This is a genomic window from Rhodopseudomonas rhenobacensis (genome assembly GCF_014203125.1).
Lineage (GTDB): Bacteria > Pseudomonadota > Alphaproteobacteria > Rhizobiales > Xanthobacteraceae > Rhodopseudomonas_A > Rhodopseudomonas_A rhenobacensis.
The window spans coordinates 228,692-240,339 of the sequence record NZ_JACHIH010000002.1 but is presented as its reverse complement, the minus strand read 5'-3'; the positions used below and the strand labels follow the sequence as shown (position 1 = coordinate 240,339).

Genomic DNA, 11,648 nt, shown 5'->3' with positions numbered 1-11,648 from the left:
TGCACCTGGCCGACCGGAATGCCTTAAGGCGCGATCGCTACTTCTGACGTGCTCTGCCGGTCGGACTTGCCTGGGGTCGACGGGGTGCAAGCGTATAACAATGACAGGCATATCCTTGGATCCGGAGAAAATGCCATGTCGGCGGTGACTGAGAGTTTTGGGCCCATGCCATCGGCCAAGTCAAAACCGCCAGCGGCCAGGAAACCCTGGTACAAGCTGCTCTATCTGCAAGTGCTGGTTGCGATCGTACTCGGCGTGCTACTCGGCTGGCTGTCGCCGCAGATCGCCACCAACGAGTGGGTCAAGGCGCTCGGCGACGGTTTCGTCAAGCTGATCAAGATGGTGATCGCGCCGATCATCTTCTGCACCGTGGTTTCGGGCATCGCCCATATTCAGGACGCCCGCAAGGTCGGCCGGGTCGGCGTCAAGGCGCTGCTCTATTTCGAGGTGGTCTCGTCGTTCGCGCTGCTGATCGGGCTCGTGGTCGGCAACGTGGTGCAGATCGGCCATGGGCTCGGGGCCACCGGCGACGCCGCCGCGGTTTCCAAATACGTCAAGCAGGCCGAGGCGCAGCATTCGGTCGACTTCGTGTTGAACATCATCCCGGACAGCGTGGTCGGCGCGTTCGCCAAGGGCGACATCCTGCAGGTGCTGTTGTTCGCGATTCTGTTCGGCTTCGCGCTGATGACGCTGGGCGAGCGCGGCCATCGGCTGCGCGACGTCATCGACGACGCCTCGCACGCGGTGTTCGGCGTGATCGCCATCGTGATGAAGGCGGCGCCGGTCGGCGCGTTCGGCGCGATGGCGTTCACCATCGGCAAGTTCGGCCCGGCGGCGCTCGGCAATCTGATCGGCCTGATCGCGGTGTTCTACATCACCGCGGCGCTGTTCGTGGTGCTGGTGCTCGGCCTGATCGCCAAGATCGTCGGCTTCAACATCTTCAAGTTCCTGAAGTACATCAAGGACGAATTGCTGATCGTGCTCGGCACCTCCTCGTCGGAAAGCGCGCTGCCGCAGTTGATGGAAAAGCTGGAGCGGCTCGGCTGTTCGAAGTCGGTGGTCGGCCTCGTGGTCCCGACCGGCTATTCGTTCAACCTCGACGGCACCAACATCTACATGACGCTGGCGACGCTGTTCATCGCGCAGGCGCTCGGCGTCGACCTGACCTGGACCGAACAGCTCACCATCCTGTTGGTGGCGATGCTGACCTCGAAGGGCGCCAGCGGCGTCTCCGGGGCCGGCTTCATCACGCTCGCCGCGACGCTGTCGGTGGTCAACCCGGCGCTGGTGCCCGGCATGGCGATCGTGTTCTCGGTCGACAAGTTCATGAGCGAGGTGCGTGCGCTCACCAACATCACCGGCAACGGTGTCGCCACGGTGTTCGTGTCGTGGTGGGAAAACGAGCTCGATCACGATAAGCTAGCCGCGGCGTTGAACCAAACCATCGATCCCTCGGACATCGAGACCGCGGTGACCACGGGATAATCGTGCCGCCGCCAGCGCGACGCGTCGCATTGCTGATAACCGCCCGGAGAAATCCGGGCGGTTTTTTCATGCGTGACGGCGAGCAAATGCCGCCATCGACGGCAGCAGAGCAGCTCATTCTGGTGACCGCCTAGCGGCCGCGTGGCGCGCTTAGATGCGCTGGCAAGCCGCGAGCCGAGCTGCAGCAGCCGACGAGCAGCGGCGGCACGCGCGATGGCGCAAACAAAAACCGCCCGGGTGACCGGGCGGTTCGTTGTTCTTGACCTGTGAGCAGGACGCTATTCGCCGCCACCGAAGCGGCGCGACCACCAGCCGGCACGGCGCGGCTGCGCCGCAGCCTCGGGCGCCGGGGCGGCAACGGGCGCAGCTTGCTCGGCCGGTGCCGCTTCCGCGGTCTCGGTCGGAGCCGTCTCAATCGGAGCGGTCTCAATCGGAGCGGTCTCAACGGCTGCCGTCATCGCTTGCGGCTCGACCGGGGAGCTAACCTGAGGTGCCGCGACCACGGCGGCCTCGCCACCGAAGTGCACCTTTTCACGGACCGTGGAGCGGCGGCGCGCCGATCGCTCGGTTTCGGCCGGGGCTTCCGCAACCGGCTCGGGGCGCGGCGCCTCGACCGGGGCGGGGGCCTCGCTCACCGCGACCGGCTGCTCCGGTTCGGCTTGCGGTTCCGGCGCGGAATAGTCAGCGGGCTCTTGCGGCTGTTCCTCGCCGACCGGCTCCAGCGCCGGACCGTCGAGATCGCCGACCGCCAGCGCCGCTTCCGAAGCCGCCGGGTAGTCCAGGTCGTCGGCAATCGAACCGGCTTGGCCGTCCTCAGGACCGCCGCGCCGACGTCGACCGCCGCGCCGACCGCGTCGCCGCGGCCGCCGTTCGCCATCGGCACCTTGCTCGAGACGGGCCTCGCCGTCGGCGTCAGCGCTCTCGTCGGCTTCATCGGTTTCGGCCAGCTCGGCGCCTTCGAACTTCTCGCCGGCATCAGCGGGCGCTGCCGTTGCATCGGCATCGTCGCGCAGCGGCGCGCCTTCGCGCGCCTCGCCGGCGCGGCCGCGCCGCCGCCGCCGCCGCTTGCGTTTGCGCACCTCGGCTTCGGCTTCGGTTTCGCCGGGCTCGGCGCCCTGCTGATCGTCGGCGAGCCCAACGGTCTCGTCGGTTTCGATCTCGGCTTCGAACTCGAACTCGTCGTCTTCATACGGTTCTTCGACCGCCGGCGGGAACGCCGCGACCTGCGCCGCCAGCAACGCCTTGGCGGCTTCCAGCGTATGCACCTGCTCGCCGCGGTCGATCACGAAGGACTGCTGGCCGGTGACGGTCGGATCGGCGATCACCGTCAGCGACACCCGGAAACTGTCTTCCAGATCGCGCAGATGGCCGCGCTTGTGGTTCAGCACGTAGAGCGCGACATCGCTGCGGGTGCGCACGATCAGATTGTGCGTCGCGCCCTTCATCAGAATTTCTTCCAGGCCGCGCAGTAATTGCAGCGCAACCGACGCCACCGAGCGGACGTGGCCGGAACCGCCGCAATGCGGGCAGGGCTCGGTCGAGCTCTCCAGCACGCTGGCGCGAATCCGCTGCCGCGACATTTCCAACAGGCCGAAATGCGAGATCCGGCCGATCTGGATCCGCGCGCGGTCCTGCCGCAGGCAATCGCTGATCTTGCGTTCGACCGCGCGGTTGTTGCGCTTCTCCTCCATGTCGATGAAGTCGATCACGATCAGCCCGGCGAGATCGCGCAAGCGCAGCTGCCGTGCGACTTCCTCGGCGGCCTCGATGTTGGTCTTCAGCGCGGTGTCTTCGATATGGTGCTCGCGGGTCGAGCGGCCGGAGTTGACGTCGATCGAGACCAGCGCTTCGGTCTGGTTGATGACGATGTAGCCGCCCGAGCGCAGTTGCACGGTCGGCGAGAACATCGCATCGAGCTGGCTCTCGACGCCCATCCGCGAGAACAGCGGCTGGCCGTCGCGATATTGCTTCACCGCCCGGACGTTGGACGGCATCAGCATCTGCATGAAATCCCGGGCTTCTTGATAGCCGGCTTCGCCGGCGACCTGGATCTCGTCGATCTCCTTATTATAGAGGTCGCGCAGCGAGCGCTTGATCAGCGAGCCTTCCTCGTAGACCAGGGTCGGCGCCTGCGACTTCAACGTCATGTCGCGGACGGTTTCCCACATCCGGATCAGATATTCGAAGTCGCGCTTGATCTCCGGCTTGGTGCGCGAGGCGCCGGCGGTGCGCAGGATGATCCCCATGCCTTCCGGCACGTCGAGATCCTGCACCACTTCCTTCAGCCGGGAGCGGTCCTGCGCCGAGGTGATCTTGCGGCTGATGCCGCCGCCGCGGGCGGTGTTCGGCATCAACACGGCGTAGCGGCCGGCCAGCGACAGATAGGTGGTGAGCGCCGCGCCCTTGTTGCCGCGTTCTTCCTTGACCACCTGCACCAGCATCACCTGGCGGCGCTTGATGACCTCTTGAATCTTGTACTGCCGGCGCGGCCGGAAGGCGCGTTCCGGCACTTCTTCCAGCACGTCGTCGCCGCCGACCGACTCGACGATGTCTTCTTCGGCTTCTTCGCCGTCGTCTTCGTCATCCTCGTCGGCGTCGTCGTGGTGCTCTTCGGCCTGCGCCGGCAGCGCGACGTCGAGGTCGGCGATCAAGTCATTGTCGCCGTCGACCTGCACCGCCTGCGGCGGCTCGATCGGAAACGGCGCGTCCTCGACATAGCCGTCGTCTTCGGCATCGGCATTGGGCACCACCGGCGCGATCGCCGTGGCGGGATCGAATTCGGCGGCAGGCGCATCGGCGGCGAAGTCGTGCGCGGCGGTCTCGACAGCGTGCGGCTGATCATCGCCGCCCACGTTGTCCGACGTGTCGTGCTCGTCCTGCTCGTGCGACGGCTGTTCGGCGTGATCCTCGCCGTGCTGCGCCTCGAATCCGGCCTCGACCGGCTGCGGCTGGTCGGGATGGCCGTGCTCGTGCTCATCGGGCTGCGGGCCGTCGATTGCAGCGGCGTCAACCACGTCGCTCTGCACCCGCTCGCCATTGCCGCGGCGGCGCGAATTGCGATGCCGCGGGCGGCGACGGTTGGAGCGGTTCTCGCTCTCTTCCTCGGCTTCGCGATGGGCGCGTTCGTCGGCCTCGATCAGCGCCAGCCGGTCGGCGACCGGGATCTGATAATAGTCTGGATGAATTTCGCTGAACGCCAGGAAGCCGTGGCGATTGCCGCCATATTCGATGAACGCCGCCTGCAGCGACGGTTCGACCCGGGTGACCTTGGCGAGATAGATGTTGCCGCGCAGCTGCTTGCGCTGCGCTGTTTCGAAATCAAATTCTTCGACGCGATTGCCGCGGATCACGACCACCCGGGTTTCTTCCGGGTGGGTGGCGTCGATCAACATTTTGTTGGGCATTTCTGAACTCTTGACGGCGACCTGCGCGCATGACGACTCGCGCGCGAGGCGCGGTCGGGTAGCGGGATGGTCCACCTGATTCGGGGGTGAGGGGAAGGCCGAAACGCAACCCGCGGCGCCGCGCCGACGCTGAACCCGGGGCGTTGCAGCGCGCGAAGCTATTGCTTCGCAGCAGCGCAGCCTTTGCGTGGGTTCTTGTCGGCAACACAGTCTGGCGCATCAAGCGTCGGCCCGTCTGATCAGATTGGCGGCAAGGGCGCCGCCTGGTTTCGCTGAAGGACCAGCGCGCGCCGAAGCGCTCGCCAGCTAGGGATATCGCGGCCTTGCGGCCGAAAGCCGGTCGTGAAGTGTCTGGTACCGCCCCTGGAGCGAATGGACCTGGGATCGGAAGCCGCCCGGCAGAAAACCGCCGCTCTTGTTCAGCCGCGCGCTGCGCTGGCTTGGGAGGGCGGAAGACGCCAAATCCTCTTGAGACTTTCCGAGAGGATACGGCGTTGCACCGGGAGGCTGACGCGACACAACCGCGAGTTATACCGTCAGCCCTTTTTACATACGTCGAATGGACGACGCTGGCAAGCGACGCGTCGCGGGCCGGCAACACCGCACCGGAATCGCGGCCGGCGCCTTAAGGTCTCGTTAACTGTGCGGTTCTAATGCGGTAAACACCAAGCAGGGAGACCGGATTCGTTGGCGGGCGGCGCAAATCATAAATTTGTGTTGGGAGCGCTGGTTGCGTGCGCTGCGGCATCGCTGTGTCTGGTTACCATGAGCCTCAGTCCGGCGCGCGCCGAGTCGCCCGGCCTGGCCGCCGCCAACCTGTTTCCGGTTGTATCCGACGCCCGGCTGGCCGGCGACGACAAGCAAACCCGCTTCGTGATCGACCTCGACAGCAAGGTGCAGCACCGCATCTTCACGCTCGCCGACCCGTATCGCGTGGTGGTGGATCTCCCGCAGGTGAATTTTCGTCTGCCGGCCGGATCCGGGACCACCGAGCGCGGCCTGGTCAAGGCGTTTCGCTACGGCCTGGTGATGCCGGGCGGCTCGCGGATCGTGCTCGAGCTCAACGGCCCGGCGAAGATCGAAAGCGCCTATCAGCTCGATGCCGCCAACGGCCAGCCGCCGCGGCTGGTGATCGAATTGGCGGCGGTCGACCGCACCACCTTCGTGCAATTGCTCGGTGCCGAGAGCCGCCCCGAATTGCGGCCGGCGGTCGACGGCGACGCCGTCGCCTCGGTCACCCCCACGCCGCACGCGGCTGCGGAGCCGCTCGATGCGCGGCCGGTGGTGGTGCTCGATCCCGGCCATGGCGGCATCGACAATGGCACCCAGGCCGCCAGCGGCGAGGCGGAAAAGACCCTGGTGCTGGATTTCGCGCTGGCGCTGCGCGATCGCATCGAAAAGGCCGGCAAATATCGCGTGGTGATGACCCGCACCGACGACACCTTCATTCCGCTGGCCGAACGGGTGCGAATCGCCCGGGCGCAGTCCGCCGCGCTGTTCGTCTCGATCCACGCCGACGCACTTCCGCGCGGCGAGGGCGACGCCCAGGGCGCCACCATCTACACGCTGTCGGACCGCGCCTCCGACGCCGAGGCGGAACGGCTGGCCGAAGCGGAGAACAAGGCCGACGCCATCGGCGGTGTCAATCTGACCGAAGAGCCGACCGACGTCGCCGACATCCTGATCGATCTCGCGCAGCGCGAGACCAAGAGCTTCTCCAACCGATTCGCCCGCATCCTGATGTCCGAAATGAAGAGCGCGGCGCGGATGCACAAACATCCGCTGAAGTCGGCCGGCTTCAAGGTGTTGAAGGCGCCCGACGTGCCGTCGGTGCTGCTGGAATTGGGTTATGTCTCCAACAAGGGCGACCTGAAGCAGCTGGTGTCGGAGAACTGGCGGGCGCGCACGGTCGGCTCGGTGGCGCAGGCGGTGGATGCGTTCTTTGGGAAACGGGTGGTTTCGGTTAGCCCGACCAACTGAAAAGCGCGCCGAAGCCCTAGTTTAGACACAGCCTGTCCTATAAAAAGTCCGCGTGTGATTTGACAAATCGTCGGAAATTGCCCGCCGCTTCGCGTAAGAACGGCTGACGGCACTGGGCCGCTGTGGCGGCTGCAGGATTGAACGGACATCGTCTGATGCGGCTGCTGTTTCGGTTTATGGGCTTCCTGTTTGCGGCCGGAACCATCGTGTTCCTGGTCGGCGTGGCCGCCGCGGCCGGTTTGATCTGGCATTACTCCAAGGACTTGCCCGACTATTCGCAGCTGCAGGATTACGAGCCGCCGGTGATGACCAGGGTGCACGCCGCGGACGGCGCGCTGCTCGGCGAATATTCCAAGGAGCGCCGGCTGTATCTGCCGATCCAGGCGGTGCCGAAGCTGGTGATCAACGCCTTCCTCGCCGCCGAAGACAAGAACTTCTACGAGCACGGCGGCATCGACTATTCCGGCATGGCGCGCGCGGCATTGCTCTACGCGCAGAATTTCGGCTCCAACCGGAGGCCGCAGGGCGCCTCCACCATCACCCAGCAGGTCGCCAAGAACTTCCTTCTGACCAACGAGGTGTCGTTCACCCGCAAGATCAAGGAAGCCTTGCTGGCGATGCGAATCGAGCGCGCCTATTCCAAGGACAAGATCCTCGAACTGTATCTCAACGAGATCTATCTCGGGCTCGGCGCCTACGGCATCGCGGCCGCCTCGCTGGTGTATTTCGACAAGTCGGTCAACGAACTGACCGTAGCCGAGGCGGCGTATCTGGCGGCGTTGCCGAAGGCGCCGGCGGCGCTGCATCCGATCCGCAACCGCGACCGCGCCATTGAGCGGCGCAATTACGTGGTCGATCGGCTGCTGGAGAACGGCTGGATCAAGCAGGCCGACGCCGACAAGGCGCGCAAGGATCCGATGGCGGTGACCAACCGCACCAACGCCGCGCACATCTTCGCCGGCGAATATTTCGCCGAGGAAGTGCGCCGCGACGTGTTCGAGCGCTACGGCGAGAAGAAGCTCTATGAAGGCGGGCTGTCGGTCCGCACTACGCTCGATCCGAAGCTGCAGGTAATCGCGCGCAAGACCATGAGTGCCGGCCTGGTCAATTTCGACGAAGCGCAGGGCTGGCGCGGCGCCACCGCCAAGCTCGACATCTCGGGCGATTGGGGCGTCAAGCTCGCCGACGTCAAATCGCTGTCCGACATTTCGCCGTGGCGGATGGCGGTGGTGCTGGAGACTTCGGATCAGTCGGCCCGGATCGGCTTCCAGCCCGGCCGCGAACTCGGCGGCGCGGTGCTGAAGGATCGCCATATCGGCATCATTACGCTCGACGGCGTGAGATGGGCGCGGCCGGCCGCAGGGCCGCAGCGCGGCAAGACTCCGACCTCGGTGTCGCAGGTGCTGTCGCCGGGCGACATCATCTATGCCGACCCGTTGATCGCCAAGGACGGCAGCCTGGTCGAGGGCCAGTTCCGGCTGCGGCAATTGCCCGAAGTGTCGGGCGCGATGGTGGCGATGGATCCGTGGACCGGCCGCGTCTTGGCGATGGTCGGCGGCTTCTCGTTCGACCAGAGCCAGTTCAATCGCGCGACGCAAGCCTATCGGCAGCCCGGCTCGTCGTTCAAGCCGCTGGTGTATTCGGCGGCGATGGACAACGGCTATACGCCGTCGACCGTGGTGGTCGACGCGCCGATCGAAATCGACCAGGGGCAGGGCGCCGGGGTGTGGCGTCCGGAGAACTATTCCACCGGCAAATATTACGGCCCCACCACGCTGCGCAACGCGCTCAAGCACTCGCTCAATACCGTGACGGTGCGGCTGGCGCAGGACGTCGGCATGCCGCTGATCGGCGAATATGCCAAGCGGTTCGGGGTCTATGACGAACTGCCGAACTATCTGTCCTATGCGCTCGGCGCCGGCGAGACCACGGTGATGCGGATGGTCACCGCCTATTCGATGTTCGCCAATGGCGGCCGAAGGGTGAAATCAACGCTGATCGACCGCATCCAGGACCGCTACGGCCGCACCATCTTCAAGCACGACGCCCGCGAATGCCGCGGTTGCGACGCGCCCGAGGGATGGAAGAACCAGGCCGAGCCGCAACTGGTCGATCGCCGCGAGCAGGTGCTCGACGCCATGACCGCCTACCAGATCACCTCGATGATGGAGGGGGTGGTGCAGGCCGGCACCGCGGCCTCGGCATTCTCGGGATTCGGCAAGCCGATCGCCGGCAAGACCGGCACCACCAACGACGAGAAGGACGCCTGGTTCATCGGCTTCTCGCCGGACGTCGTGGTCGGGATCTATGTCGGCTACGACAAGCCGCGCAATCTCGGAAGAGGTGGCACCGGCGGCCATCTGTCGGCGCCGATTGCCAGGGACTTTTTGAAGCTCGCATTGGCCGACAAGCCGGCGATTCCGTTCCGCATTCCGGCCGGAATCAAATTGATCCGGGTCGACTCCAAGACCGGCACCCGCGCCGGCCCAGGCGACGGCGGTCGCACCATCCTCGAAGCCTTCAAGCCCGGCACCGCGCCGCCGGACAATTACTCGGTGATCGGCGTCGCCGATGCCGAGGGCCGCGCGCTCACCGTCTCACCGGACGCCGACCGCTCGATCCTGCGCCCCGGCACCGGCGGGCTGTATTAGCGGGCCCATATTAGCGCTTCCGGCGATTGCGCTTTGCCGCGGTCGCCGCTACACCCCGTTTCGCAATTTCCAACTGCGGACTCGCCGCACATCAGGGCTTCCATGCGCGCTGAAATCGAACGACTCGTTGAAGAGATCAAGCAGTCAGTCGGGCTGCTGAGGAGGCATCTTTGACGTCGATGCTTCAACGGCCCGACTCGCAGAGCTGAACAAGCTCGCCGAAGACCCCAATCTCTGGAACGACCCTCAGAAAGCCCAGAAACTGATGCAGGAGCGGACCTCGCTGGAGGATTCGCTCGGCGGCATCGGCAAGGTCGAACGTGAGCTCACCGACAACGTCGACATGATCGAGCTCGGCGAAGCCGAGAACGACGAAGGCGTGGTCGCCGAAGCCGAAGCCGCGTTGAAGGCGCTGAAGAAAGAGGTCGCGCGCCGCGAGCTCGAAGCGCTGTTGTCCGGCGAAGCCGACCGTTTCGATTCCTATCTCGAGGTTCACGCCGGCGCCGGCGGCACCGAGAGCCAGGACTGGGCCTCGATGCTGCTGCGGATGTACACCCGCTGGGCGGAGAAGCACGGCTTCAAGATCGAATATCTGGAAGAGACCCAGGGCGAAGAAGCCGGGATCAAATCCGCGACCATTCAGATCTCCGGCCATAACGCCTATGGCTGGCTGAAGACCGAGGCCGGCGTGCATCGCCTCGTCCGAATCTCGCCGTTCGATTCCAACGCCCGGCGCCACACCTCGTTTTCCAGCGTGGCGATCTTCCCGGTGGTCGACAACACCATCAAGATCGACATCGCCGAAAGCGACGTCCGCGTCGACACCATGCGTTCGGGCGGCGCCGGCGGCCAGCACGTCAACAAGACCGAATCCGCGGTGCGGCTGACGCACGTGCCGACCGGCGTCGCGGTGGTCTGTCAGGCCGGTCGCTCGCAGCACAAGAACAAGGCGCAGGCTTGGGACATGCTGCGCGCGCGACTCTACGAAATCGAGCTGAAGAAGCGCGAGGAGCAGGCCGCCGCCGATCAGGCCGCCAAGACCGATATCGGCTGGGGCCATCAGATCCGCTCCTACGTGCTGCAGCCCTATCAGATGGTGAAAGACCTGCGCACCGGGGTGCAGACCTCCGACACCGCCGGCGTGCTCGACGGCGACCTCGACGAGTTCATGGGCGCGACGCTGGCGCAACGCGCCTTCGGCACCCCGCCGCCGTCGATCGAGGACGTGGATTAATGGCGCAGGCCGCCCACGTCGCCTTCATCGGTCTCGGACGGATGGGGCAGGGCATGGCGGGCCGCTATCTCGACGCCGGCTGCAGCGTCGCGCTGTGGAATCGCAGCAAGGCCAAGGCCGAGCAGCTGATCGCGCGCGGTGCGCGCTTTGCAGCGTCGCCGGCAGATGCTGCGGAAGGTGCCGACGCCATCGTGACCATGGTGGCCGACGACGAGGCATCGACGGCGGTCTGGCTCGGCGAGCATGGCGCGGCGACCACGGCCAAACCGGGCGCGATTGCGATCGAGTGTTCGACCGTGTCCTATCAGCACGCGCTCGATCTCGCCGCAGCACTACGCGCGCGCGGCCTCGTGGCGATAGATAGCCCCGTCACCGGATTGCCGGATGCCGCCGCGCGCGGAAAACTGACCTTGCTGGTCGGGGCCGAGCCGGCCGATCTCGATCTGGCGCGGCCCTATCTCGCGCCGCTGGGTTCGACGATCCGGCATTTCGGGCCGGTCGGCGCCGGCACCGTCTACAAGCTGATCAACAATCTGATGGGCGCGATCCAGATCGCCGGTCTCGCCGAAGGGCTCGCGATTGCCGAACAGGCCGGGCTCGACATGAATCTGGTGCTGGAATCGATCGCAAGCGGCGTCACCGCCAGCCCGCAGGTGATCAAGCATGCGCCGCGCATGGTCGCGCGGGATTTTGCCAATCCGACGTTTACGGCAGCGCTTCGCCACAAGGACGCCGCCTATGCGCTGGCGCTCGCGGAAAGCCTGTTGCCGGAGATGCCGGTGTCTCGCGCGACCGTGGACGCTTATGGCAAGGCCAAAGCCCACGCACCCGATGATGATGAAGGCCGGATCATCGAGGTGGTGTCGCGGCCGAAATTATCCGAGGCCTGATTGC

General features: G+C 65.7%; 6 protein-coding genes. 5 read left to right on the top strand and 1 reads right to left on the bottom strand.

Annotation, left to right across the window (positions count from 1 at the left end; translation table 11 throughout):
* The first annotated feature begins 165 nt into the window (after positions 1–165).
* Positions 166–1,485 (top strand): dicarboxylate/amino acid:cation symporter, encoded by a 1,320-nt coding sequence (locus tag HNR60_RS03010; protein WP_184254138.1) that lies wholly within the window; start codon positions 166–168, stop codon positions 1,483–1,485.
* A gap of 278 nt (positions 1,486–1,763) precedes the next feature.
* Here HNR60_RS03010 and HNR60_RS03005 read toward each other — a convergent pair whose 3' ends face one another.
* Positions 1,764–4,889, bottom strand: coding sequence for an Rne/Rng family ribonuclease (locus tag HNR60_RS03005; RefSeq protein WP_184254136.1), 3,126 nt, complete (start codon positions 4,887–4,889; stop codon positions 1,764–1,766).
* Positions 4,890–5,576: 687 nt separating this feature from the next.
* Here HNR60_RS03005 and HNR60_RS03000 point away from each other — a divergent pair.
* The 4 genes from HNR60_RS03000 (at position 5,577) to HNR60_RS02985 (ending at position 11,644) form a co-directional block, all read left to right on the top strand.
* Positions 5,577–6,869: an N-acetylmuramoyl-L-alanine amidase gene (locus HNR60_RS03000; RefSeq protein WP_184254134.1), complete on the top strand. Its 1,293-nt coding sequence runs from the start codon at positions 5,577–5,579 to the stop codon at positions 6,867–6,869.
* Between the two features lie 155 nt (positions 6,870–7,024).
* A complete protein-coding gene (locus HNR60_RS02995; RefSeq protein ID WP_184254132.1) occupies positions 7,025–9,520 on the top strand; it encodes a penicillin-binding protein 1A in 2,496 nt (831 codons plus the stop codon).
* A gap of 102 nt (positions 9,521–9,622) precedes the next feature.
* Positions 9,623–10,754, top strand: a protein-coding gene (prfB, locus tag HNR60_RS02990; RefSeq protein ID WP_184254130.1) for a peptide chain release factor 2 whose coding sequence is annotated in 2 segments (ribosomal slippage) — positions 9,623–9,691 and positions 9,693–10,754 — 1,131 coding nt in all. Because the reading frame shifts where the segments join, the coding sequence is not laid out codon by codon here.
* A complete protein-coding gene (locus tag HNR60_RS02985) occupies positions 10,754–11,644 on the top strand; it encodes an NAD(P)-dependent oxidoreductase (RefSeq protein ID WP_184254127.1) in 891 nt (296 codons plus the stop codon). The genes prfB and HNR60_RS02985 overlap by 1 nt, the downstream gene beginning before the upstream one ends.
* The last annotated feature ends 4 nt before the right edge of the window (positions 11,645–11,648 follow it).

What these genes read in the sequence shown, in the direction of transcription:
- HNR60_RS03010 (WP_184254138.1), top strand. Translation starts at nt 166, where the DNA reads ATGCCATCGGCCAAGTCAAAACCGCCAGCGGCCAGGAAACCCTGGTAC.
- HNR60_RS03005 (WP_184254136.1), bottom strand. Translation starts at nt 4,889, where the DNA reads ATGCCCAACAAAATGTTGATCGACGCCACCCACCCGGAAGAAACCCGG.
- HNR60_RS02995 (WP_184254132.1), top strand. Translation starts at nt 7,025, where the DNA reads ATGCGGCTGCTGTTTCGGTTTATGGGCTTCCTGTTTGCGGCCGGAACC.
- HNR60_RS02985 (WP_184254127.1), top strand. Translation starts at nt 10,754, where the DNA reads ATGGCGCAGGCCGCCCACGTCGCCTTCATCGGTCTCGGACGGATGGGG.